Below are 24,813 nucleotides of genomic sequence, written 5' to 3'. Positions count from 1 at the left end.
ACGGGCTTACTGGCAGGACTCGCACTGCAGGTCGTCCATCGGGTCGACCGGCACGTAGTACTCCTCGATCTTGGTGCTGTTCACTTGCTCTCACCGCCAGCCGGGGTGTTGGAGGTGAGGCCGCCGAAGCCGAACCCTCGGCGAGCGGGAGCGGTCGCCGGGGCGGTCTCGGTGACAGCAGGGGCCGCGGCCGGAGCGCCGGCGCCGACCGTGGCGAAGCCCTTGCGGCCTCCCGAGATCTCCTCCGCCTTGTTGACCTTGACGGTGGACTGCTCGGCCTGGTGACGCGGCTTCATGTGCAGGTAGTAGGTGGTCTTCACACCCTTCTCCCACGCGGCGTAGTAGATGTCCATCATGTCGCCGAGATCGCGCGTCTCGAGGTACATGTTGCGGCTGATCGCCTGGTCGATCCACTTCTGGGCGCGGGCCGCCACCTCGATGAAGGCGTACGGCGAGAGCTGGAAGCTCGTCTTGAACGTCGCCTTGACCTCGTCCGGGATCTCGGCGATGCCCTGGATGTCGCCCTGCGAGCGCAGGATCGACTCGCGGACGTCCTGCCAGATGCCGCGCTCCTGCAGCGTCTCGACCAGATTGCGGTTGACCTCGAGGAACTTGCCCGAGGAGGTCGACCGGCTGAAGATCTGCGAGAACTGCGGGTCGAAGCCCGGCGTGGTGCCGGCGACCAAGCCGATGGAGGCCGTCGGAGCGATGGCCATGAGGGTGGCGTTGCGCATGCCGCCCTTGACCTTCTCGCGCAGGCGGTCCCAGTCGAGGCGGATCGTGCGGTCGACCGTGATCGGGATGCCGCGGTCGGCCTCCGTCAGCGCGATCGAGTCGTAGGGCACCAGGCCCTTCGACCAGCGCGAGCCCTCGAAGTTCGGGTACGCGCCGCGCTCCTGCGCCAGGTCGGCGCTCTCGTCGATGGCCGCGTACGAGACGTGCTCCATGATCTCGTCGATCAGGGCGTAGGCCTCTTCGCTCTCGTAGCTGAAGCCGAGGCGCTCGACGATGTCGGTGAAGCCCATGACGCCGAGGCCGATCGCACGGTTCTGCTGGTTGGAGTAGTCGGCCTCGTCGACGCTGGAGACCGTGATGTCGATCAGGTTGTCCAGCTGACGCACGGCCTGACGGGCGCTTGCCTCGATGCGCTCCCAGTCCATCTTGCCGTCGATGAGGTGACGCGACAGGTTGATGGAGGCCAGGTTGCAGACCGAGACGTTGTCGCGGTCCTGCGGCAGCGTGATCTCGGTGCAGAGGTTGGAGAGGTGGATCGTGCCCGTGTTGTTGTTGAGGGCGCGGTTGTTGATCGTGTCCTTCCAGGTCAGCCACGGGTGGCTGGTGGTCTGGAGGCTCATCAGGATGTCCTTGAACTGCGACCGGGCGCTGATCTTCTTGAACATCTTGATGCGCCCGGCCTCGGCCTCGGCCACGTAGAACGCGTACCGCTCCGAGAACTCCTTGCCGTACAGCTCGTTGAGGTCGGCGACCTCCAGCGGGTCGAAGAGGAACCAGTCTTCGTCGTTCTGCACGCGCTTCATGAACTCGTCGCTGATCCACACCGCGGTGTTGGCGGTACGGGTGCGGCGGTAAGGGTCGCCGGAGTTCTGGCGGAGGTCGAGGAACTCCGGGAAGTCCATGTGCCAGTTCTCCATGTAGAAGCACAGCGCGCCGAACTTCTTGCCGCCGCGGCTCACCGCGCGCAGCACCGAGTCGATGGTGTGCATGAACGGGATCGGGCCGGTGGAGGTGGTGTTGTTGGAGCGGATTGGCGAGCCCTGGGCGCGCAGCTTGGTGACCGAGAGGCCGATGCCGCCGGTGCCCTTGGTGAGCCACATGACGTCGCGCACCGACTTGGCGATGTGCTCGATGTCGTCCTGCATCTCCATGACGAAGCAGTTGGAGAGCTGCGGGTACGCGGTTCCCGCGTTGACGAGCGTGGAGCCCGCGGCGAGGTACTCGAGCTTGGACATCTTGTCGTAGAACGCGATGGCGTGCTCGGTCGGGTTCGCCTCGTTGAGCGAGAGGCCCATCGCGATGCGCATCCAGAAGTACTGGGGGACCTCGAGCGAGTCGCCGTTGCGGGCCTTGATGCCGTAGCGGTTGTTGAGGGTGACGACGCCGATGTACTTGAGCAGCTCGTCGCGCGACGGGTCGAGGTAGCCCGCGAGGCGGTCGAGGTCGAAGAGGGAGGTGAAACGCGAGTCGAGAAGGGTCTCGGAGACGCCCCGCTCGATGTAGCCGCGGAAGTGGGAGGAGTGGAGCTCCACGAGCTCCTCGAATCCTTCGTAGTCGCCGAGGACGCGCTTGTAGATCGTCTTGAGGAGGAGGCGTGCGGCGACGGTGTCGAACGCGGGGTCGTCCTTGACGTTCTGCAGGGCGACCTGGATGACCGCCTCGTCGAGCTGCTGGGTCGTGATGCCGTCGAACAGGGTCAGTTCGAGCTCGCTCGCGATCTGCGTGACCCAGGTGATGTTCTCATCCAGGCCCGCGGCCGCGTTCTCGATGGCCAGATTGATCTTGTTGGCGTCGTACGGCTCCCGCTCGCCGTTCCGCTTCACAACAGTGATAGCCACTTTCTCTCCCTCTTCCCGTTTTCTGGGTTCACACAGTGCCGCTCGGGCGAGCGGCGAAGTCCGTCGCGACGGCCTCCGGCCCCCCGAGAATCGGCCGGACCCCCTGTCGCGTGAACCACTATATAGCCGGGTACCGACATTTCCATGCCCCCATATCTAGTGGGCGTGTCATCCACAGGTGTGAAAAAGTTATACACATTTCCACACCCCCTCGAACGGGTTTCACACCCCTTCCCCGGGCCGTTCCGACCGATAGAGTGGAAAGACTGTGAGCAGCTACTCGAGCCTTCTGAAGACGCCCGGCGTCGCGCGCATCATCGCTGCGCAGCTGACCGCCCGGTTCCCGTTCGGGATGCTCTCGCTGGCCTTCCTGCTGCACATCGAGCGCATCCACCACTCCTACGGAGCGGCCGGCCTGGTGCTCGGCGCGATGAGCATCGGCCAGGCCATCGCCGGTCCCATGACCAGTCGGCTGATGGGCGTGCTCGGCATGCGCACGGTGCTCTGGACGACGCTCGCGCTCTGCTCGATCGCGATCGCCGCGATCGGCGTGTTCGTGATGCCCATCCCCCTCACCATGGCGGTCGCGTTCTTCGCGGGTCTCAGCATGCCGCCCATCCAGCCCGCGGTGCGCACCATTTATCCGAAGATGGTGAACTCCCGTCAGCTCACCCCGCTGTTCTCGCTCGACGCCTCCGCGCAAGAGATCATCTGGATCGCCGGCCCGGTCGCGATCACGTTCGTCTCGACCCAGATCGGCACCGTCGAGGGCATCCTGATGTCGGTCGCGATCATGCTGCTCGGCGGGTTCTGGTTCATCTCCTCCCCCGAGGTCGGCCGCGTGCGCATCCCGCGCAGCAAGCGGAGGTTCGGCGTGGTGCTCGCGCGACCTCCCGTGCTGCTGGCGACGGTCGTCGGCTTCCTGCTCATCGGGTCGTGCGCCGCGGTGGAGGCCGGTGTCGTCGCCAACTTCGGCGAAGGCTCCCCGTTCGCCGGGATCGTCCTCGCCATCTGGTCGCTCGGCTCGCTCGTCGGCGGCCTCGCCTTCGGCCACGTGCCGATCGGGCCGTGGGCGACGGCGCGCCGCATGCTGATCGTCTTCGTCGGCGTCGTGATCTCCACGTTCATGCTGTGGTCGTGGTGGGGGCTGTCGCTCTCGCTCATCGTCGCCGGCCTCGGGATCGCGCCGGCGCTGGCGGTGCTGTTCGCGATCGTCTCGGCGAGCGTCAAATTCTCCGACACCGCGGAGGCCTACGGCTGGGTCGGCACGGGCCAGCTCATCGGCGCCGCACTCGGCTCCGCGCTCGCGGGCTTCCTGATCGACGCCAACGGTGCCGTCGGCGCGTTCTGGGTGGCCGGGGCCTTCGCGCTCGTCGGCTTCCTCGTGCCCGCGCTCGCATGGCGCGTCCACCCCGACCTCCGCGGCCGGGACGCCTCTCCCATCCCCGACACCGAGCCCGTCCCCGTCCAGCCCTCCTGAGCCGAGAAGTGAGTAGTCGCGGGAATCATCCACAGGATTCTCGCGATTAGTCACGTCTCAATCCGGGAGTGTGGATGACGGGGGTGGCCTAGGCACGGGTCGGGCAAGGTAGCGAGATGGGGAGACGAGCTGCAGCGCTACCGGCCGAGTTGAAGACGGGTCCGTTCCGAACACGAGACGCTCTAGACCGAGGTGTCACGGGTGGCAGGCTGCGGGCGAACGACCTCAGCACGCCGATCCGGGGCGTGCGCCTTCCGGGTCACGACGACGGTCTGGAGTCGCGGTGCCAGGCGTTCCTGCTCCACCGCGAGGAACGGATCGCCTTCAGCCACCTGACCGCAGCTGAACTACTCGGCGCGCCCCTTCCCGCTCACATCCGCGAGGATGCGCGGCTCCACGTCAGCGTCCCTGCCGGCGAGAGAGCGGTGCAGGCCAGGTCTGTCGCCGGACACACCCTGTCAGCGTGGAACACCATCTCGGTCCGTGGTCTTCCGCTGACGACTCCCGAGCAGACCTGGCTCGATCTCGCCGTGAGCCTCGATCGCGACGCACTCGTGGCTTTGGGAGACTGGCTGGTCAGCTATCGACATCCTCTGACCACACCCGAGGCGCTGGCCGAGATCGTGCGGTCGACGCCCGGCCGGCGAGGAATCATGAAAGCTCGGACTGCGCTCGCACTCATCCGCACGAGGTCCGAGTCCCCCGCCGAGACGCGGCTCCGATTGCTGATCGTGGACGCGGGACTGCCCGAACCCGCGCTGAACTACCTGATCCACCAGCGCGACGGAGGTTTCATCGCGCGCGTCGACATGGCCTATCCCGACCGGGGAGTCGTCCTCGAGTACGAAGGCGACGGGCACCGCGTCCAGCGTGACGTGTGGTTCCGCGATATCCGCCGGCGGGAGCAGCTCGAGGACCTGGGGTGGCGCGTCGTCCGTGTCACCGCCGCGGACATGCAATCCCCCACCGCGCTCCTCTCCCGCTTGTCCCGCCTCCTGTGGACGAGACGTGAGTAATCGCGGAAAACGAGTCGTGGATTCCCGCGATTACTCACGCTTCGGCTACCAGCGGGGGTGGGTGGTGGCGCGGAAGTAGCGCGTGTAGAGCGCGCTGACGGCGTCGGCGAAGCCGGCGGGGAGGGCAACGTCGGCCGCGGCGGCGTTCGCCCGCGCCTGCTCGGGAGAGCGGGCGCCGGGGATGACGGTGGTGACGCCGCTCTGGGCGATGACCCAGGCGAGGGCCGCCTGGGCGGAGGTCGCGCCTTCCGGTGCGAGCGCGGCGAACTCGCGGGCTGCGCGCACACCCTCTTCGTAGTCGACCCCCGAGAAGGTCTCCCCCACGTCGAACGCCTCACCGTGGCGGTTGTAGCTGCGGTGGTCGTCCGGCGAGAACGTCGTCGACTCCGAGTAGCGGCCGCTCAGGAGGCCGGAGGCCAGCGGCACCCGCGCGATGATGCCGACGCCGGCCTCCCGGGCCGCCGGCAGCACCTCGTCGAGCGGCTTGAGGCGGAACGCGTTCAGGATGATCTGCACCGAAGCGGTTCCCGGCCGCGCGATCGCCTCCAGCGCCTCCGCGCAGGTCTCGACGCTCACCCCGTAGTTCGCGATCGCGCCCTCCTCGACCAGAGCGTCGAGCGCGTCGTAGACGGCGGCGTTGGAGAAGACCGGTGTGGGAGGGCAGTGCAGCTGCACGAGGTCGAGCGTGTCCACGCCGAGGTTTCGGCGCGACCGGTCGGTCCACTCGCGGAACTTCGCCAGCGTGAAGTTGGCCGGGTCCTGCTCCTCACGGCGGCCCATCTTGGTCGCGACGGTGAGCGGCAGCTCCGGGCGGGCGGCGCGGTAGCGGCCGATCAGCTGCTCGCTGCGGCCGTCGCCGTACACGTCCGCCGTGTCGAAGAACGTCACGCCCGACTCGGTGGCCGCGTCGAGGACGGCCATCGCGTCGGCCTCCGACACGTCGCCCCAGTCGGCGCCGAGCTGCCAGGTGCCGAGACCGATGACTGAGACATCCCGCCCGGTGCGTCCGAGAATTCGCTGCTGCATGCGTCCAGCCTAGGCCGCCGCCTCGGTCACCTCCTGGTTGCGGAAGTGCCCGGCGAGCATCCCGACGACACCGACCGTCGCCCAGCCCAGCAGCACCAGCCAGGGGAAGAGCGCGTCCGCCGACGGGAAGTACGACAGGTCGCGCAGCAGAGAGACCGACGCGCCGGGTACGAACCACTGGCCGATCGCGCCCCACGGCCCGACCAGGAACTGGAGCGGCTGAGCGGCAGCGGAGAGGGGGTTGCCGACCAGCACGGTCAGCACCGCGCCGATGGCGATGCCGACGCGGCCGAACAGCGCGTTCATCCCGACCACGAAGGCCGCCGTGGCGAACATCGCGAGCCCGACGGCGAGCGCATTGGCCCAGAGGCCGTCCTGCAGGATGCCGAACCAACCCTGGAGGATGCCGGTCACGGCGAGGCCGCCCACGACTCCGTAGAGGACGACGGCGGTGAGCCGGCGCCAGCTGCCCGCGACGAGCAACGAGATGAGGACGCCGCCGATCATCCCGCCGAGCACCAGCGGGAACGACGACGCGGCGAGTCCGAGGCCGCGCGAGTCGTTGGACGACAACGGCACGATGTCGGTCACCTTCACCGTGATCGTCGGCGGCTTCGTGCCCGCGGGTGCGCGACCTGCGGCGATCGCCTGCTGGACGGCCGCGGCCGCTTGCGCGTTCGCCTGCGTCTGCAGGGTGGTCGCGACCTGGTTCAGGATCTGCGCCACGGCGGCGCCGTTGGCGGAGGCCGTGAGGACCTCCGGAGTGTCGCCGAGGACGATCGCGCCGTACACGTCGCGCTTCTGGATGGCGTCGACCGCCGCCTGCCGGTCGCCGTAGGAGGTCACGGCGAACGCGCCGTCGGCCGCCGTGTCGAGCTGCTTCTCGACCGCGGTCACCTGCGCCGAGGGGCCGGCGACACCGATCGGCAGGTCTTTGACGGTGGAGGTCACCGTCGGCCAGAGGAAGGCCAGCAGGATGACGACGACGACCGCCGCCGCCGCCACTGCGAGGGCGATGGCGCGCCCCCACGGGGTGTGTACGACCCGTGGCGTGGTCACCGCCGCCGGGGTCTCTGACGTGGGACGCGCTTGGTCCCGCTCGGTGCTGATGCTCATGACGATCTCCCAACAAAAACGAATGCTCGTTCTTTATAATCGGCAGGCGCGGCGCTATTGTCAAGAACGAACATTCTTTTTCCGGGGATCCCGACGGGAGGAGACCGCGATGCCCAAGGTCACCGAGGAGTACCGCAGCGCGCGACGCCACGAGATCGCGCAGGCAGCCCTCCGCTGCTTCGCGCGCAACGGCTTCGCGGCGACATCGATGGCCGACATCATCGCCGAGTCCGGTCTGTCGGCCGGCGCGATCTACGGGCACTATGCCAGCAAGGACGAGCTGATCGAGCTGACCGCGTCCGAGATCCTCGACGCGCGGTTCCTGGAGGTCGCCGAGGCCCGCATGCAGCACCCCCTCCCCGCCCCCGGCCAGATCGTCCGCCTGCTCGTCACCGGCCTCCTGTCGCACATCGTCGACGTGCAGCTGCTCGTGCAGGTCTGGGGGCAGGTTCCGATCAACCCCGGGCTGAAGAGGATGTCCTCCGAGATCGGCGACCGCATCCGCTCGATGTTCACCGACTACCTGACCGAGTGGCACGCGCAGGCGATGCCGGCCGAGGCCGCCCGCACCCGTGCCGTTCGCGAGTCGTCCGTATATATGAGCCTCGTGCAGGGCTACGTCATCCAGACCGTCCTCTTCGACGGTTTCGACGGCCCGACCTATCTGGATGTCGTGGACGGCCTCTCGCTCAGCGGGCCGGCCACCACGGCGGGGTGAGGCGCTCCAGCAGCGCGAGCAGGGCCTCCACGTCGCGCGGTCGCGGCCGGGTGAGCCAGACGTCGATGGCGCCGATGATCCCGTCGGCCAGGTAGCGCTCGATCGCGCGCCGCTCCACCTCGTCGCCGGCCGGCACGCTGACGCTGTTCTGCTGCAGCAGCAGTTCGATGGAGGCCTGGAAGTGCTCGCTGAGCATCGCGCTCAGGCCGGCCTCCACCCCGCCGGCGCCGAGCCCGCGACGGTAGATCGCATCGTGCTCGTCGACGTGCCGGAGCACCGCCCTGGTCACCCCGCCGATCGCCGCTGCGGCGTCGTCGGGCGCGACATCGACCAGGAACTCGGCTCGCAGAGCGTCCAGCTCGCTGCGCAGCACCCGCTGCAGCAGGGCGGCGGGCGACGCGGCGTACTCGTACACCGTCGACCGGTGCACACCCGCGGTGGCGGCCAGCCGGGAGACCGTGACGTCGGCGATCGGCTGCTCCGCGGCGAGCGCGAGCACGGCCGCGCCGAGCCGGGCGAGCGTCTTCTCCTGCCGGGCGTCGAGGCGCGGTGCGACCGCCTGGCCCGCGCCGACGCCCGCGCCGCTGCCCGTGTTCGCCGTAGGCGCACTCGATCGCTCCCGGTTCGGCTTCGCGGTGTTCACGTTCCGATCGTACAATGGAGTTATCCGACATGTGTCGGATAACTGGAAGGAGAATTTCCCATGGCTCAGTACGATGTCGCCGACCGCTCCGCGATCGTCACAGGTGGAGGCTCGGGCATCGGACGCGCAGTGGCGCTGACCCTCGCGGCCAGCGGCGCCGCGGTCCTGGTCACCGATCTGAACGAAGAGCACGCGAAGGCCGTCGTCGCCGAGATCGAGGCAGCGGGCGGAACCGCCGCCGCGCTCGCGGGCGACGTGACCGACCCGGCGTTCGCGGTGGCGAGCGCGGAGGCCGCGAACGCCCTCGCACCGCTGAAGATCGCGGTCAACAACGCCGGCATCGGCGGCGACGCCGCTCCGGTCGCCGACTACTCGCTCGACAGCTGGCGCAAGGTCATCGAGGTCAACCTCAACGCGGTGATGTACTCGATGCAGCCGCAGCTCACCGCGATGGCGGCCAACGGCGGTGGCGCGATCGTCAACATGGCCTCGATCCTCGGCTCGGTCGGCTTCGCGAACTCGTCGGCCTATGTCACGGCCAAGCACGGCCTCCTCGGCCTCACGCAGAACGCCGCCCTCGAGTACGCCGACCAGAAGGTGCGTGTCGTCGCCGTCGGCCCCGGCTTCATCAAGACCCCGCTGGTGGAGGCCAACATGAGCCCGGAGGCGCTGCAGTTCCTCGAGAGCAAGCACGCGCTCGGCCGCCTCGGCGAGCCGGAGGAGGTCGCGGCACTCGTCGCCTTCCTGGCCTCCGACGCCGCATCGTTCATCACCGGCAGCTACCACCTGGTGGACGGCGGCTACACCGCCCAGTGAGGTCGGGCGACCCACTGCCGTGCCCGGTCGCGCTCCCCTAGGCTGAGGAGCGTGACCGAGCACGACGAGTTGTTGAGCGAGGAGCGACTGGAGCGGTTCCGCTCCCGAGCCGCCCAGTACGACGCCGAGAACCGCTTCTTCACCGAAGACTTCGCCGAGCTGGCGGACGCGGGGTATCTGAAGGCGCTGGTCCCCACCGAGTTCGGCGGCCTGGGTCTGTCGCTGGAGCAGACGGCGCGCCTCCAGGTGCGGCTCGCCGGCGCAGCGCCCGCGACGGCGCTCGCCGTGAACATGCACCTGGTCTGGACGGGCGTGGCCAAGACCCTCCGGGATCGCGGCGACGACTCGCTGGAGTTCCTGCTGCGGGAGGCCGGCGCCGGCGAGGTGTTCGCGTTCGGGCTCAGCGAGGCCGGCAACGACCTCGTGCTGTTCGGGTCGACGACACAGGCACGGCCGCAGGCCGACGGCTCCTACCGCTACACCGGCACCAAGATCTTCACCTCCCTCTCCCCCGCGTGGACGCGCCTGGGCACGATGGGCCTCGACACCGAGAGCGCCGACGCGCCGAAGATCGTCTACGGCTTCATCGACCGCGCAGGAGGCGGGTTCGAGATCCGCGACGACTGGGACACGATCGGCATGCGGGCGACGCAGAGCAGCACGACCGTGCTCGACGGGGCGGAGGCGCCGGCCGACCGGATTGTGCGCCGCCTCGACCCCGGCCCGAACCCCGACCCGCTCGTCTTCGCGATCTTCGCCAACTTCGAACTGCTGCTGGCCTCCGTCTACACGGGCATCGGCGCTCGTGCGCTCGAGCTCGCGGTCGCCGCCGCGCAGCGCAGGAAGAGCCTCAAGAACGACGGCCGCAGCTATGCGAACGACCCGGACATCCGGTGGCGCATCGCGGAGGCGGCGATCGATCAGGACGCCCTCCTCCCCCAGCTCGACGCCATCACCCGCGACGTCGATACGCTCGCCGACCACGGCGCGCAGTGGTTCCCGAAACTCGTCGGCATGAAGATCCGGGCCACGGAGACCGCGCGTCGCGTCGTCGACCAGGCCATCCGGGTCTCGGGAGGCTCCACCTACTTCTCGGGCAACGAGCTCGGCCGGCTGTACCGCGACGTGCTCGCCGGCCTCTTCCACCCCTCCGACGCCGAGTCCGCGCACAGTACCGTCGCCAACGCGTGGCTAGGACCGATCGAGGACTGATCGACGACCGATCGAAGACGGAGCCGACAGCAGCCGAAGACCACCGACCAGGAGGCGTCATGAAGGAGATCACCGCGGAACACTTCGCCGAGCGCCTCGCGCGCGGCGCCGCGCACGCCAAGGAAGCCGACCTCGACGCCCTGCTCGTGGCGCCCGGCCCCGACCTGGCGTATTTCGCCGACTACCTGCCTCCGGTGACGGAGCGGCTCACGATGCTGGTCATCCCGAGCGAGGGCGAGCCGATGATGGTCGTGCCGGTGCTCGAGCGCGACAGCGCCGCCGCCACCCGGGCAGCGGGGGCGTTCCGGCTGGTCACCTGGGCCGACGGCGAGGACGAGCACGCGCCGCTGATCGACCAGCTCTGGTCGGGCGGACGGTACGGCATCTCCGATTCCGCCTGGGCGATGCACCTGCTGGCGCTGCAGCGCGAACTCCCCGACGTGCGCTTCCGGGCCTTCTCCGACGTCCTCCCGATGCTGCGGGCGGTGAAGGGAGCCGACGAGATCGACCGTCTCGCCGCCGCCGGAGCCGCCGCCGACGCGACCTTCGAGGACATCCTGTCGGTGTCGTTCGCGGGCCGCACCGAGCGGGAGGTCGCGGCCGACCTCGACCGGCTGCTGCGCGAGCACGGCCACTCGCAGGTCGACTTCACGATCGTGGGCTCCGGCCCGAACGGCGCCAACCCGCACCACGAGGCCGGCGACCGGCTCATCCAGCAAGGCGACATGGTGGTGCTCGACTTCGGCGGCCTCATGGACGGGTACGGCTCGGACACGACCCGAACCGTGCACGTCGGCGAGCCGACGGACGAGGAGCACGAGGTCTTCGAGGTGGTCAAGCGCGCCCAGCAGGCGGCGTTCGACGCGGTCGCGGTCGGTGTGCCGCTCCAGGACATCGACCGGGCCGCGCGCGCCGTGATCGCGGAGGCCGGCTACGGGCAGTACTTCGTGCACCGCGTCGGCCACGGCATCGGCACGACGACGCACGAGCCGCCGTATCTGGTGGAGGGTGAGGAGCAGCCCGTCGTCGCCGGGATGTGCTTCTCGCTGGAACCCGGCATCTATCTGCCCGGCCGTTTCGGCGTGCGCATCGAGGACATCGTCGTCGCCGCCGACGACGGCGCGCACCGGTTGAACAACACCAGCCGCGAACTGCACATCGTCCGGTGACCGACTGGTGACCGCAACGCCCGTGAGCACCGCGCCGGCCGACCGCGACGCCGAGCGCCGCCGCGCGCTGCGGCGGATGAAGCTGCTGGCGACCAGTCTGCTCGCCGTCGCCGCGGTGATCTTCGCCGTCTCGTTCGCGCTGCAGGACCGCTACCCGTGGCTCGGGTTCGTGCGCGCGGCGGCGGAGGGCGCGATGGTCGGTGCGCTGGCCGACTGGTTCGCCGTGACCGCTCTGTTCCGGTATCCGCTCGGGCTGCGCATCCCGCACACGGCGATCATCCCCACTCGCAAAGACGAGATCGGCGAGACTCTCGGCGAGTTCGTGGAGACCGAGTTCCTGTCGGACGACGTCGTCGCGACCCGGCTCGCGGCCTACGACGTGTCGGGCGCGGTGTCGCGGTGGCTGATGGAGCCGGGCAACGCGCAACGGGTGGTGGCCGAGGCGTCCGGCGCGGTCGTCGGGCTGGCCGGCCTGCTCGACGACGACCGGATGCGGGAGGCCGTGGAGGCCGTCGTGCGCACGCACGTCATCGCGCCGGAGTGGGCGCCGCCGATCGGGAGGCTGGGCGAGCGGATCCTGGCGTCCGGCGGGCACCACGACGCCGTGGACCTGCTGCTGGACCGGCTCGACGACTGGCTCGTCATCCATCCCGACGCGCTGTCGAACCTCGTCTCGGGACGACTGCCGTCGTGGATGCCGTCGTTCGTCGACCGGCTCGTCGACGAGCGGGTGCACCAGGAGCTTCGCCGGTTCGTCGCCGACGTGCGGAACGATCCCACCCACCGCGCCCGGCGCGCACTAGACGGCTATCTCGCCGAGCTCAGCGACCGCCTCCAGCACGACCCGGAGACCATCGCGGGGCTGGAGGCCGCGAAGGCGCGCGCGTTCGACGACCCGCGCATCCGCGAGCTGGCAGCCTCGGCGTGGTCGGCCGCGCGCACGGCGGCGGTGGACGCGCTGAGCGACCCCGACGGGGTCGTGCGGCAGCGGGCGTCCGCCGCCCTGGCCGACGCGGCAGCGCGTGTCACGGCCGACCCGCAGCTGCGCGCCTCCCTCGACGAGCGCATCTCCGGAGCCGCGCGCTACCTCGTGTCGACCTACCGCCACGACATCGCGAGCGTCATCACTGAGACCGTCCGCGCCTGGGACCCAGCGGAGACCACCGACAAGATCGAGACCCAGGTGGGTCGCGACCTCCAGTTCATCCGGATCAACGGCACCGTGGTCGGCGCTCTGGCGGGCCTGGCGATCTACACGGTCGCGACGCTGGTGGCGGGAGCGTTCTGAGCGGTCTCGAAGAGGAGCCGCGGAACGCCGACGAGCTCAGGCCCGCCGCAGCGCCCGGCGCCGCGCGAACGGGATCGCCGCGATCCGCCAGCCGACGAGGAACACCCCGAGCACGACGAACGCGACGGCGATGAAGGCGGGCTCCACGCCCTGCCCCACGGAGGTGCGGATCAGCATGCCGAGCGCGACCGTCATCAGCCAGACGGGCACGCCCGGCCAGAGCAGGGCGAGCGGGCGGCGCCACGCCCAGGTGACGAACCAGCCGGCGACGAGTCCGATGAAGAACGGCCAGTACGTCGTGAGGATGCCGGCGACGGTCGCCGCCTCGCCGTGGCTGCGCCGGCCGATGAGCACGAACACGAGGACGAGCGCGGCGTCGATCACGAACGCCACGACTGCTGTCCTCCAGGATTTCACGCGTCGATGCTACGGTGCCGCTCCCGAGCGTTCGCTGGGTGCGAGCGTGGCGTCCGCTTCAATAGACTGACGGCGTCCTGCCCACCGACGGCGCCGACGAGACGGCGAGCGCCGGCGAACCCGAGCGCCGTGCGACCGCACGCCGAGGAGCATCCGTGCCGAACTCCGATTTCCTCGCCCAGCCTTCGCTGCCCCGCCCGGAGGTCGGCCCCGACGACGCCGCGGCCGTGGCCGAGCGCGTGTTCGGCTTGAGCGGCAGGATCACCGAGCTGGGCAGCAACCAGGATCGCAACTTCCTCGTCGACACCGGCAGCGGCCGCTACGTGCTCAAGATCGCCAATCCCGTCTTCTCGGTCGACGAGCTGCACGCCCAGAACGCCGCTCTCGAGCTGCTCGCCGGGCTCGACGTGCGCATCCCGACCGTCGTGCCCGCGCTCGACGGCGCGGAGGTCGTGGCCGTGGAGGTGCGGGGCCGAACGCTGAACGCGCGTGTGCTCAGCTTCCTCGACGGCGACCCGCTCACCGATGTCGCGCGCCCCAGCCGCGAACAGCTGCGCACGCTCGGTCGGCTCTCCGGGCGCATCGCTGCCGGACTGTCCGGCCTGCGGCATGGCGGCCTCGCCCGCACCACCCAGTGGGATGCGCGCATCGGTGGCGACGTGGTCGAGCTGCTGGCCGACCATGTTCCACAGCCCGCCAAGCGTCTGGCCGTGCTGCGGGCCACCGAGCGCGCGCTCGCGGAACTCGAGCCGTTGCGCAATCGGCTGCGTGTGCAGGCGGTGCACGGCGACGTCACCGACGACAACATCGTGCTCGGAACGGACGGGCCGGGCGTCATCGACTTCGGCGACGTCGCCGACGGGTGGCTCGTCGCCGAGCTCGCGGCGACCGTGACGAGCGCCCTCCACCACGTTCCGGACGACCCGCTGGCAGTGCTCGACGTGATCGAGGCGTTCCACGCGGAGTCGCCGCTCGACGACGTCGACCTTGCCGCACTCTGGCCGCTGGTCGTGCTGCGCGGCGCGGTGCTGGTCGTCAGCGGCGAGCAGCAGGTCGCCCTCGACGGCGACAACGACTACGCCGACGAGAACCGGGCGCACGAGTGGGTCGCCTTCGACGTCGCCCGCCGCCTCCCCGCGGCCGAGGTGGAGGCCGTGGTGCGCGCGCGGCTCGCCGCCGCCGCTGCGGAGTCGGCCGCCGCCTCCGCGCTCGGCCGCCTGGTCGCCGTCGACAGCACGGAGGAGAACCTCGCGGACCTCTCGGTGACCGGTCGCGCCCTGGACGACGGCAGGTGGTCGCGCGCTGACGCCGAGGAGGCGGTGCTCTCCGCGATCTGCCGGCGGCACGGCCACGCGCTCACGCGGTACGGCGAGGCCCGGCTCAGCCGGGCCGTGGTCGACCGATCGGAGGCGTCGGCCACCATCGCCCTCGGCGTGACCCTGGACGCTCCCACCGGTCTCGTGGTGCACGCGCCGTTCGCCGGCGAGCTGCGACTGACCGCGGGCTCCTGGCTGCTGCACGGCGACGGCATCGATCTCTGGCTGGACGGCCTGTCCCGCCCGCTGACCACCGCCTCCGTCGACCGCGGCGAGGCGATCGGCAGCGCCGTGCGGATCACCGCCCAGCTGAGCCGCATTCCGGGACGCCGGCCTCCCGCGCTCGTCACCCCGGCGCTGCCGTCGACGCTCTGGGAAGAGGTGTCCCCCGACCCGTCTGACATCTTCGGCGTGGAGCTCTCCGTGCCGTCGCCGGACGCGGCAGCGGCGCTCGCTCGCCGCGACGCCTCGTTCGCGCGCGTGCAGGAGCACTACTTCGCCGAGCCTCCCCTCATCGAACGCGGCTGGCGGCACCACCTCTTCGACACGCAGGCCCAGAGCTACCTCGACATGGTCAACAACGTGACCCAGATCGGTCACGCGCACCCGCGCCTGGTGGAGGCGGTGCGCGACCAGTGGGCGCGGCTGAACACGAACTCCCGCTTCCACTACGAGGAGCTCTCGCGCTTCACCGAACGGCTGGCCGAGGTCGCACCCGACGGCCTCGACACCGTGTTCCTCGTCAACAGCGGCAGCGAGGCGGTCGACCTCGCCCTCCGGCTGGCGCAGGTGCACACCGCGCGCCGCACGATCCTCGCCGTGACCGAGGCCTACCACGGCTGGACCGTCGGCGCGGACGCGGTCACCTCGTCGTTGGGCGACAACCCGCGGGCCCTCGAGACGCGGCCGGACTGGGTGGAGCTGATCGCGTCGCCGAACGTCTTCCACGGACGCCACCGCGGTGCGGACTCCGGACCCGCCTACCTCGCCGAGCTGGATGAGCAGCTCGCCCGGCTCGACGCCGCCGGCACCGGGATCGCCGGCTTCATCGCGGAGCCGGTGTTCGGCAACGCGGGAGGCCTCCTGCTCCCGGACGGCTACCTGGCCGGCGTCTACGAGCGTGTGCGCGCCCGCGGCGGCGTGTGTATCGCCGACGAAGTGCAGGTGGGCTACGGGAGGCTGGGACACTACTTCTGGGGCTCGGAGCAGCAGGGCGTCGTGCCCGACGTGATCACCGTCGCGAAGGCGATGGGCAACGGCCACCCGCTCGGCGCGGTGATCACCCGTCGGGAGATCGCGGAGTCGTTCGCGGCCGAGGGCAGCTTCTTCTCGTCAGCGGGCGGCAGCCCGGTCAGCTCGGTCGTCGGATTGACCGTGCTCGACGTGATGCGCGACGAGGGCCTCCAGCAGAACGCCGCGACCGTCGGCGATCACCTCGCATCGCGGCTGGAGGCGCTGGGCCGGCGGCATCCGCTCGTCGGCGCCGTGCACGGGCTCGGCCTCTACCTGGGCGTGGAGCTGGTGCGCGACCGCGAGACGCTCGAGCCGGCGACGGCCGAGGCGGCTCTGATCTGCGAGCGCATGCTGCGGGAGGGCGTGATCGTGCAGCCCACCGGCGACGGCAAGAACGTGCTCAAGATCAAGCCCCCGCTGTGCATCACGCGGCAGAGCGCCGACCGGTTCGTCGACGCGCTCGACCTGGTGCTCGCGACGATCTGATCGCACCTCCCCGTCGGCAGCGGCTTGACGAGTACCCCTAGCGGGTATACAGTCATAGCGTTCGACATACCCCCTCTGGGTATATGAAGGGAGCAACCATGACGACCACGACGTTCCAGGTCGATGGCATGACGTGCGCGCACTGCGAGCGCGCCGTCACCGAAGAAGTGACCTCCATCGCCGGCGTGACCGGCATCGCTGTCTCGGCCGCCACCGGCGTGCTCACGGTCGAGTCGGCCTCCACCGTCGATGACGCACTCGTGCTGGCCGCGGTCGAAGAGGCCGGGTACACCGCGGTCCGCGCCTGAGCCGACCTCCGCCCGGCCCGCCCATCCAGACCGTCCCCGACCGAGGAGCCCCATGTCCGCGACCGACGCCGCACGTCCGCAGCCCCGCCTGGAACTGACGATCGGCGGGATGACGTGCGCCTCCTGCGCCGCGCGCGTGGAGAAGAAGCTCAACCGGCTGGAGGGCGTCGAGGCGAGCGTGAACTATGCGACGGAGAAGGCCACGGTATTCGCGCCGGCGGGCTACGACCCCGCGCGACTGGTCGCACAGGTCGAGAGCGCGGGCTACACCGCCGCCCTCCCGGCGCCGCCGTCGAGCGATGCCGAGGCGGCCGAGCCGAGCGCCGATCACGAGCTCGCGGCCCTGCGCCGGCGATTGTTCGGGGGCACCGCCCTCGCCCTCCCCGTCGTGCTGCTCTCGATGGCGCCCGCCCTGCAGTTCGCGGGGTGGCAGTGGGTCGCGCTGGCACTGGCGACGCCCGTCGTCGTCTGGGGCGCGTGGCCGTTCCACCGCGCCGCCGCCGTCAACCTGCGGCACGGGGCCGCCACCATGGACACCCTGATCTCGCTCGGCGTCTCCGCCGCCTTCGTGTGGTCGCTGTACGCGCTGGTCTTCGGCGGCGCCGGGGAGCCGGGGATGTCGGGCGCCGAACTGTACCTGGAGGTCGCGGCCGGGGTGACGGTCTTCGTCCTCGCCGGCCGGTACCTCGAGAAGCGCTCCAAGCGCCGGGCGGGCGCGGCTCTGCGCGCCCTGCTCGAGTCCGGTGCGAAGGAGGCCTCCGTTCTCCGGCCGGCTTCCGGCTCGAACGACGCGCGCGAGGAGCGCATCCCGGTCGACCGGCTGATCGTGGGCGACGTGTTCGTCGTGCGTCCGGGCGAGCGCATCGCCACCGACGGCATCGTGACCGAGGGCACGGGCGCGGTCGACGCCTCCATGCTCACGGGCGAGTCCGTGCCGGTGGAGGTCGAGCCGGGCGCCGCGGTCGCCGGGGGCACCATCAACTCCGGAGGCCGGCTCGTCGTCCGCGCGACACAGGTAGGCGCGGACACCCGGTTCGCACAGATCGCCCGGCTGGTCGAGGACGCGCAGTCGGGCAAGGCCGCCGCCCAGCGCCTGGCCGACCGCATCAGCGCGGTCTTCGTGCCGGTGGTCATCGGCCTCGCCGTCGTCACGCTCATCGCCTGGCTGCTGCTCGGCTTCCCGGCGGAGGCCGCGTTCACCGCCGCCGTCGCCGTGCTCATCATCGCGTGTCCGTGCGCCCTGGGGCTCGCGACCCCGACGGCCCTGCTGGTCGGCACCGGGCGCGGAGCGCAGCTCGGCATCCTCATCACCGGTCCGGAGGTGCTGGAGGCCACCCGGCGCGTGGACACCGTCCTGCTCGACAAGACCGGCACGGTCACCACCGGGCGGATGGCGCTGGCCGAGGTCACGGCCGACGGCGACGACCCCTCCGGCGCGGCCGAGGCGCTGCGTCGCGCCGGCGCCGTGGAGGACGCCTCCGAGCACCCGATCGCACGGGCGATCGCCGATGCCGCCAGGGGCGCGGGCGACCTCCCCCCGGTCTCCGGCTTCCGGTCCGACGGCGGCCTGGGCGTCTCGGCGACCGTGGAGGGCGAGGCGGTCGTGGTCGGCCGCGCGTCGTTCGTGACGGCGTCCGGGATGCCGCTCGGCCCCGACCTCCAGGTGGTCGTCGCTGCGGCGGAGGCGTCGGGCCGGACGGCGGTCGTCGTCGGCTGGGGCGGCCGGGCACGTGCCGTGCTGGCGGTGGCGGACACCGTAGCGCCGCACAGCGCGGAGGCCGTCCGGCGGCTGCGCCGGCTGGGCCTCGCGCCCGTGCTGCTGACCGGCGACAACGAGACCGTCGCGCGCCGCGTGGCGCAGGAGGTCGGAATCGACACGGTGATCGCGGGCGTGCTCCCCGCCGAGAAGGCCGAGGTCGTCCGGAGGCTGCAGGCCGAAGGGCGGCGGGTGGCGATGGTCGGCGACGGGGTCAACGACGCCGCCGCGCTCGCAGCTGCCGATCTGGGCCTCGCGATGGGCACGGGCACCGACGCCGCCATCCAGGCCGCCGACCTCACCCTCGTGCGCGGCGAGCTGACCGCGGCGGCCGACGCGGTCCGGCTCTCCCGGCGTACGCTGGCGACCATCCACGGAAACCTGTTCTGGGCCTTCGCGTACAACCTGGCGGCGCTGCCGCTGGCGGCGTTCGGACTGCTGAACCCGATGATCGCCGGAGCGGCGATGGCGTTCTCGAGCGTCTTCGTCGTCGGCAACAGCCTCCGGCTGCGGTCGTTCCGGCCGCTGGCCGTCGCGGGCGCCACGTCACAGGCACCCGAGGAAGGGAGGATCGCGTGAGCGGACACACCGGGCACGACGTCGATGCGGCGACCCACGACCACGGCACGCGCGACTCGGCCGCCGCCGAGCGAAGTGGGCACGCCGACCACGACACGCACAACGGTCACGACCCGCACACCGGGCACGACCACGCCGGCCACGCCGGTCACGGCGACCACGTCGCGGCCTTCCGGAACCTGTTCTGGATCATGCTCGTCGTGGCGGTGCCGGTTGTCGTGTGCTCGCCGATGTTCGCGATGATCCTCGGCTACGAGCTACCCGACGTCCCGGTGCTGGGGTGGGTCTCCCCCGTCCTCGGCACCGTGATGTTCGTGTGGGGCGGCCGTCCGTTCCTGACCGGAGCCGTCTCCGAGCTGCGGGCACGCCGGCCCGGGATGATGCTGCTGATCGCGCTCGCGATCTCCGTCGCGTTCCTCGCGTCGTGGGGCGCCACCCTCGGTCTGCTCGATCACCAGCTCGACTTCTGGTGGGAGCTCGCCCTCCTGATCGTCATCATGCTGCTCGGCCACTGGATCGAGATGCGGTCGCTGGCGCAGACCACCTCCGCCCTCGACTCGCTCGCGGCTCTCCTGCCCGACGAGGCCGAGAAGGTGGAGGGCGACAGCACGGTCACCGTCTCCCCCGCCGACCTCGCCGTCGGCGACACCGTCCTGGTGCGGCCCGGCGGCCGCGTGCCCGCCGACGGCCGCGTCGTCTCGGGCAGCGCCCACGTAGACGAGTCCATGATCACGGGCGAGTCCCGGCCGGTCCGCCGCGCCGACGGAGACACGGTCGTCGCGGGAACCGTGGCGACCGACTCGGCGCTCCGCGTGCAGGTGACCGCCGTCGGCGACGACACCGCGCTCGCCGGCATCCGCCGCCTTGTCGCGGACGCCCAGAGCTCGTCCTCCCGCGCCCAGCGGATCGCGGACCGCGCGGCCGGCTGGCTGTTCTGGTTCGCGCTCGGCTCGGCCGCCGTCACCGCCGTGGTCTGGACGGCTCTAGGACAGCCCGACGACGCGGTGGTCCGCGCCATCACGGTGCTCGTGATCGCCTGCCCGCACGCGCTCGGGCTCGCCATCCCGCTCGTCGTGTCGATCGCCACCGAGCGCGCTGCCCGCGGAGGCGTGCTGGTGAAGGACCGCCTCGCACTCGAGACCATGCGCACCGTCGACACGGTGCTGTTCGACAAGACGGGCACGCTCACCAAGGGCGAGCCGACCGTCACCGCGGTGGACGCCGACGGCGACGACGATCGCGTCCTCGCCCTGGCGGCGGCGGCCGAGTCCGACTCCGAGCACCCGCTCGCGCGGGCCATCGTCGCGAGCGCCGCTGCACGGTCGCTCGCCGTCCCCGCCGCGACCGGCTTCACGTCGTCGCCGGCCGTCGGGGTCGCCGCGACCGTCGACGGCGTGCGCGTGGAGGTCGGCGGCCCCGGGCTGCTCGCATCGCGTGACGCAGCGGAGCGTCCGGTGGCGGAGGCCTGGCGCGCCGAGGGTGCGATCATCCTCCACGTGCTCGTCGACGGGCGGCCCGTCGGCGCCCTGCGCCTCGCGGACGACGTGCGGGAGGAGTCGCGCCAGGCGGTGTCCGCGCTGCAGGAGCGCGGCCTCCAGGTGGTCATGATCACCGGCGACGCGGAGGCCGTGGCCGCCGACGTCGCCGCTCAGCTCGGCATCCAGCGCTTCTACGCCGGCGTGCGCCCGGAGGACAAGGCGGCATCCGTCGCCGAGCTGCAGTCCGAGGGACGCACGGTCGCGATGGTGGGCGACGGCGTCAACGACGCCCCCGCCCTCGCCCGGGCCGATGTCGGGATCGCGATCGGGGCGGGGACGGACGTTGCGATCGCCTCCGCCGGTGTGATCCTCGCCAGCGACGACCCGCGCTCGGTGCTCTCGGTCATCCGGCTGTCGCGTGCGAGCTACCGCAAGATGAAGCAGAACCTGTGGTGGGCGGCCGGCTACAACCTGCTGTCGGTGCCGCTGGCAGCGGGCGTGCTCGCGCCGATCGGGTTCGTGCTGCCGATGTCGGTGGGCGCCATCCTGATGTCGCTGTCGACCATCGTCGTCGCGCTCAACGCGCAGCTTTTGCGCCGCCTCGACCTCCGCCCCGAAGCGCTCTGACGCCGCCTCCCGCCCGCGGTCGCCCCGAGGGTTCACGCGGGGCGGAGGGCGGTGGCGGCGGCGCGCGCGATGGCCTCTGCGACCGCGGTCAGCGCCGCAGACTGCAGCGACCACTGCTGCCAGTACAACGGCACGTCCTCCGCGCCGTCCTCGTCGAGGACCACCAGCCGGCCGTCCGCGATCAACGGCTCGGCCTGGAGGTCGGGGATCATGCCCCAGCCCAGCCCCAGCGCTGCGGCGGCCACGAACTCCGTCGACGCCGGAACGTACTGCCTGGGCGGCCGGGCGCCCGGCGCGAACCGGCCCAGGTAGCGGTCCTGGAGGGCGTCCTTGCGGTCGTAGACCAGCATCGGCGCAGCAGCGGCCGTTCGCGCGCTCCAGCCGTCGGGGCACCAGCGCTCCACGAAGGCGGGGCTCGCCAGCGGGCGGTAGCGCATCGACCCGAGCGCCGTGACCGTGCAGCCCTGCACCGGTTCGCGATCGGAACCGATGGCCGCCATCGCGGTGCCGTCGCGCAGGCGCCCGATCGTGTGCTCCTGATCGTCGAGCACGATGTCGAAGACCGATCCGGGCAGCGTCGCCAGCGCGGGCAGCACCCAGGTCGCGAGGGAGTCCGCGTTGACCACCAGCGGCACGGAGGCGGGCGCCAGGATCCCGGCTGCCGGGTCGTCGCCCTCCAGCTCGGCCGCCGCCTCCGCCTCCAGCAGCGCCACCTGCCGCGCGAGCCGCACGAGCACCGCGCCTGCGGCGGTCGCCTGGATCGGCTTGCTCCGGCGCACGAGCACCCGGCCGCTCAGCTCCTCCAGCGATTTGATGCGCTGGCTGACGGCGGACGGCGTCAGGTGCAGGGCGGCGGCCGCGCGGTCGAACGTGCCGTGTTCGACCACCGCGGCGAGGGTGCGCAGCTGATCGCTCGAGGGCTCCATGTTCAGCAATGCTAATGGTTCGTAAGAAACCTGAGCTGTACTGAAGGCGTCCCGTTGCCTATCGTCGAATGGTGCTCCCCATCTTCCTCACCGGCCTCGGCTCCGCCGCCGCCCTCATCGTCGCCATCGGCGCGCAGAACGCGTTCGTCCTGCGCCAGGGCCTCCGCCGGGAGCACGTGCTCGCCGTCGTCGCGATCTGCGTCGCGAGCGACGCCGTGCTGATCGCGGCGGGCGTCGCCGGCATCGGAACCCTCGTGAAGGCTGCGCCGCTGGCCCTGCAGATCGTGCGCTGGGCCGGGTTCGCGTTCCTGGTCGGCTACGCCGTCTTCGCGGCGATCCGAGCAGTGCGCCCGAGCACCCTCACCGCGGCGACCTCCGGCGGAGGCTCGCTCGCGGCGGCGATCGGCACCTGCCTGGCGATCACCTGGCTCAACCCGCACGTCTACCTCGACACCGTGCTGCTCCTCGGCTCGCTGTCCGCCACGCACGGCGATCCGGGCCGGTGGGTGTTCGGCGCCGGCGCCGCGACCGCGAGCCTGCTGTGGTTCCTCCTGCTCGGCTTCGGCGCCCGGCTGGCGGCGCCAGTTTTCGCGCGGCCGGTCGCCTGGCGGGTGCTCGACGCGGGCATCGCGGTGCTGATGCTCGTGCTCGCGATCATGCTGGTGGTGTGAGCCTCACCCCTTGACCGCACCTCCGAGGCCTCCTCCGCGCAGGAACGTCCGCTGGAAGATCAGGAAGATGACGACGGGGATGAGCGTCGCGATGCTCAGCGCCGCCAGGTACACCCCGAGATCCGTGCTCGACTGGATCTGCGGCAGGCGCACCGACAGCGGCTGGATGTGGATGTCGGCCAGCACCAGGTTGGGCCAGAGGAAGTCCGCCCACGCGGCATTGATGGCGAACACCGACACCACGCCGAGGATGGGCTTCGACATCGGGAGCACGATCGACCAGAACAGGCGGAAGGTCCCCGCCCCGTCGGTGCGGGCCGCCTCGAAGATCTCGCGCGGCAGGCTGTCGAAGAACCGCATCACCAGGAGCACGTTGAAGGCGCTCGCGCCGGCCGGCAGCCAGACGGCCCAGAACGTGTTGATCAGGGAGTGCCCGATCAGCGGCGGGTGCAGGATCGTGAGGTAGAGCGGCACGAGCAGCACGACGGCGGGCACGAACAGCGTCGCGAGCACCAGGCCGGCGAGGTAGCGGCCGTACTTCGGGCGCAGCACCGACAGGGCGAAGCCCGCCGTGGTCGCGACGATCAGCTGCACCGCCCACTCGCCGGCGGCCATGGCGATCGTGTTGAAGAAGAAGTCGCCGATGTGGACGTCGTTCCACGCTTTGGCGACGTTGTCCCAGGCCACCCCGTTCGGGAACAGGGCCAGGGGGTTGGTCAGGGTGTCCTGCGTCGGCGTGATGCCCGACTTGAACAGCCAGAGCAGCGGGAAGAGCCCGACCAGCACGAGCAGGATCAGCAGGATGACGTGGAGCACGTTCGTCGTGATCCGGACGCGCGGGCGACGCCAGTCGGCGGCCGACAGGATGTGGCGGTCCTCCGCCTCCGCCGCCCTCGAACGACGGCGGGGCCGCCTCCCGGGAACGCCGGAGTCCGGCAGCGGCTCGGTGACCTGGACTTCTTGGGCCGGGACTGTGGTGGTCACTGGTCGCTCCATCGTGCGGTGAGTCGGAAGTAGACGATCGAGAGCACGGCGAGGAAGACGGCGAGCATCAGGCTCAGCGCCGTCGCCTCCCCGTACGCCCCGCCGAGGCTGTTCGTGAACGCGTACTGGTAGATGAGGAGCAGGATCGTCGTCGTCGAGTTCGCCGGGCCGCCGCCCGTGAACAGGTACGGCTGCAGGAACACCTGCGCCGTCGCGATGATCTGCAGGATGAACGTGATGAACAGGATCCCCCGCAGCTGCGGAAGGGTGACGTGCCAGATCTTGGCCCAGAGCGAGGCGCCGTCGACCTCGGCCGCGTCGTAGAGCTCGGGCGCGACGCTCGTCATCGCCGCGAGGTAGATGATGATGGTGCCTCCCGCTCCCGCCCAGGTGGCCTGGAGGACGAGCGACGGCATGGCGGTGGCCGCATCCTGGATCCACGGCTGCGGCGGGATGTGGAACCAGCCGAGGATCGTGTTGAAGACGCCGGTCGGGCTGGCGTCGTAGAAGATCTTCCACAGCAGCACCGAGACGACCGGCAGGATGACGACGGGCAGGTAGGCGAGGACGCTGAAGAGGCCCTTGAACCTCCGCACCTCGCTCATCAGCACGGCCACGATCAGCGGCACCGGGTAGCCGATGAGGATCGCGAGGAAGGCGAAGTAGGCCGTGTTGCGCACGGCGGTCCAGAACAGCGGATCGTTGAAGACCGCCACGAAGTTGTCCCACCCGACGAAGATCGGCGGGGTGACCAGGTTGGTCTTCTGGAAGCTCATGATGACCGCCTGCACGATCGGCGACCACGAGAAGACCCCGAAGATGATCAGGAGCGGGAGGAGGAACAGCAGCGTCGTGAGGCCGCCGCGCTGCACCCAGGTGATGGGATTGTGCCGCCGCTTCTGGCGCTCCGGCGCGGCTGTTGCGCGCACATCGGTGGATGTCGTCATGTCATGGCTTTCCGTGGGGCGAGGCCGC

20 protein-coding genes are annotated in these 24,813 nt (G+C 70.8%); 12 read left to right on the top strand and 8 right to left on the bottom strand.

Annotated elements, in window-relative coordinates:
* Nucleotides 1–80: 80 nt before the first annotated feature.
* Nucleotides 81–2,573 carry a ribonucleoside-diphosphate reductase subunit alpha gene (locus tag ASF88_RS04585; protein ID WP_200935224.1) on the bottom strand — a complete coding sequence of 831 codons (2,493 nt, stop codon included), beginning with the start codon at nt 2,571–2,573 and terminating at the stop codon, nt 81–83.
* A gap of 268 nt (nt 2,574–2,841) precedes the next feature.
* Here ASF88_RS04585 and ASF88_RS04580 point away from each other — a divergent pair, with 268 nt between their 5' ends.
* Nucleotides 2,842–4,053: an MFS transporter gene (locus ASF88_RS04580; protein ID WP_055914825.1), complete on the top strand. Its 1,212-nt coding sequence runs from the start codon at nt 2,842–2,844 to the stop codon at nt 4,051–4,053.
* Between the two features lie 245 nt (nt 4,054–4,298).
* On the top strand, nt 4,299–5,069 hold the full coding sequence (locus ASF88_RS04575; protein ID WP_235493278.1) for a hypothetical protein: 771 nt from the start codon (nt 4,299–4,301) through the stop codon (nt 5,067–5,069).
* A 45-nt stretch (nt 5,070–5,114) separates the two neighbouring features.
* Here ASF88_RS04575 and ASF88_RS04570 read toward each other — a convergent pair whose 3' ends face one another.
* Both ASF88_RS04570 and ASF88_RS04565 read right to left on the bottom strand, forming a co-directional pair.
* Nucleotides 5,115–6,095: an aldo/keto reductase gene (locus ASF88_RS04570; protein WP_055914819.1), complete on the bottom strand. Its 981-nt coding sequence runs from the start codon at nt 6,093–6,095 to the stop codon at nt 5,115–5,117.
* 9 nt (nt 6,096–6,104) lie between these two features.
* Complete coding sequence (locus tag ASF88_RS04565; protein ID WP_055914818.1) at nt 6,105–7,211, bottom strand: hypothetical protein; 1,107 nt, start codon at nt 7,209–7,211, stop codon at nt 6,105–6,107.
* Between the two features lie 109 nt (nt 7,212–7,320).
* Here ASF88_RS04565 and ASF88_RS04560 point away from each other — a divergent pair, with 109 nt between their 5' ends.
* Nucleotides 7,321–7,929, top strand: coding sequence for a TetR/AcrR family transcriptional regulator (locus ASF88_RS04560; RefSeq protein WP_055914814.1), 609 nt, complete (start codon nt 7,321–7,323; stop codon nt 7,927–7,929).
* Here the strand turns inward: ASF88_RS04560 and ASF88_RS04555 are convergent.
* Nucleotides 7,901–8,572, bottom strand: coding sequence for a TetR/AcrR family transcriptional regulator (locus ASF88_RS04555; protein ID WP_157498229.1), 672 nt, complete (start codon nt 8,570–8,572; stop codon nt 7,901–7,903). The genes ASF88_RS04560 and ASF88_RS04555 overlap by 29 nt on opposite strands.
* Nucleotides 8,573–8,632: 60 nt before the next feature.
* On the opposite strand from ASF88_RS04555, the gene ASF88_RS04550 reads away from it, so the two are divergent.
* From ASF88_RS04550 to ASF88_RS04535, 4 genes are read left to right on the top strand one after another with little or no spacing between them, the layout of a single operon-like run.
* The gene (locus ASF88_RS04550; protein WP_055914811.1) at nt 8,633–9,388 is read left to right on the top strand and encodes an SDR family NAD(P)-dependent oxidoreductase; all 756 of its coding nucleotides are present in this window, start codon (nt 8,633–8,635) and stop codon (nt 9,386–9,388) included.
* 51 nt (nt 9,389–9,439) lie between these two features.
* Nucleotides 9,440–10,600, top strand: a complete 1,161-nt coding sequence (locus ASF88_RS04545) for an acyl-CoA dehydrogenase family protein (RefSeq protein WP_055914808.1) — start codon at nt 9,440–9,442, stop codon at nt 10,598–10,600.
* A 59-nt stretch (nt 10,601–10,659) separates the two neighbouring features.
* The gene (locus ASF88_RS04540; RefSeq protein WP_055914805.1) at nt 10,660–11,769 is read left to right on the top strand and encodes an aminopeptidase P family protein; all 1,110 of its coding nucleotides are present in this window, start codon (nt 10,660–10,662) and stop codon (nt 11,767–11,769) included.
* 7 nt (nt 11,770–11,776) lie between these two features.
* Complete coding sequence (locus ASF88_RS04535; protein ID WP_235493277.1) at nt 11,777–13,057, top strand: DUF445 domain-containing protein; 1,281 nt, start codon at nt 11,777–11,779, stop codon at nt 13,055–13,057.
* 36 nt (nt 13,058–13,093) lie between these two features.
* On the opposite strand, the gene ASF88_RS04530 is transcribed toward ASF88_RS04535, so the two are convergent.
* Nucleotides 13,094–13,474, bottom strand: coding sequence for a DUF3054 domain-containing protein (locus ASF88_RS04530; RefSeq protein WP_055914799.1), 381 nt, complete (start codon nt 13,472–13,474; stop codon nt 13,094–13,096).
* 155 nt (nt 13,475–13,629) lie between these two features.
* Here ASF88_RS04530 and ASF88_RS04525 point away from each other — a divergent pair, with 155 nt between their 5' ends.
* From ASF88_RS04525 to ASF88_RS04510, 4 genes are all read left to right on the top strand, one after another.
* Nucleotides 13,630–16,509, top strand: a complete 2,880-nt coding sequence (locus ASF88_RS04525) for an aminotransferase (RefSeq protein ID WP_055914796.1) — start codon at nt 13,630–13,632, stop codon at nt 16,507–16,509.
* Between the two features lie 98 nt (nt 16,510–16,607).
* Nucleotides 16,608–16,817 (top strand): heavy-metal-associated domain-containing protein, encoded by a 210-nt coding sequence (locus ASF88_RS04520; protein WP_055914793.1) that lies wholly within the window; start codon nt 16,608–16,610, stop codon nt 16,815–16,817.
* A gap of 52 nt (nt 16,818–16,869) precedes the next feature.
* Entirely contained in the window at nt 16,870–19,152 is a 2,283-nt protein-coding gene (locus tag ASF88_RS04515; protein WP_055914790.1) for a heavy metal translocating P-type ATPase, read from the top strand.
* Complete coding sequence (locus tag ASF88_RS04510) at nt 19,149–21,257, top strand: heavy metal translocating P-type ATPase (RefSeq protein WP_055914787.1); 2,109 nt, start codon at nt 19,149–19,151, stop codon at nt 21,255–21,257. The genes ASF88_RS04515 and ASF88_RS04510 overlap by 4 nt, the downstream gene beginning before the upstream one ends.
* A 32-nt stretch (nt 21,258–21,289) precedes the next feature.
* Here the strand turns inward: ASF88_RS04510 and ASF88_RS04505 are convergent, their stop codons facing one another.
* Nucleotides 21,290–22,183 (bottom strand): LysR family transcriptional regulator ArgP, encoded by an 894-nt coding sequence (locus tag ASF88_RS04505; protein WP_157498225.1) that lies wholly within the window; start codon nt 22,181–22,183, stop codon nt 21,290–21,292.
* Between the two features lie 71 nt (nt 22,184–22,254).
* On the opposite strand from ASF88_RS04505, the gene ASF88_RS04500 reads away from it, so the two are divergent.
* The gene (locus ASF88_RS04500; protein ID WP_055916657.1) at nt 22,255–22,854 is read left to right on the top strand and encodes a LysE/ArgO family amino acid transporter; all 600 of its coding nucleotides are present in this window, start codon (nt 22,255–22,257) and stop codon (nt 22,852–22,854) included.
* 3 nt (nt 22,855–22,857) lie between these two features.
* Here the strand turns inward: ASF88_RS04500 and ASF88_RS04495 are convergent, their stop codons facing one another.
* Together ASF88_RS04495 and ASF88_RS04490 are read right to left on the bottom strand one after the other, a co-directional pair.
* Entirely contained in the window at nt 22,858–23,838 is a 981-nt protein-coding gene (locus ASF88_RS04495; RefSeq protein WP_235493276.1) for a carbohydrate ABC transporter permease, read from the bottom strand.
* Nucleotides 23,835–24,785 carry a carbohydrate ABC transporter permease gene (locus ASF88_RS04490; RefSeq protein ID WP_200935223.1) on the bottom strand — a complete coding sequence of 317 codons (951 nt, stop codon included), beginning with the start codon at nt 24,783–24,785 and terminating at the stop codon, nt 23,835–23,837. The genes ASF88_RS04495 and ASF88_RS04490 overlap by 4 nt, the downstream gene beginning before the upstream one ends.
* Between the last annotated feature and the right edge of the window lie 28 nt (nt 24,786–24,813).

Origin of the sequence: Leifsonia sp. Leaf336 (assembly GCF_001423695.1) — a bacterium.
Classification (GTDB): Bacteria; Actinomycetota; Actinomycetes; order Actinomycetales; family Microbacteriaceae; genus Leifsonia.
The sequence above is the reverse complement of the archived record's forward strand: the minus strand, read 5'-3'. Positions and strand labels throughout refer to the sequence as shown.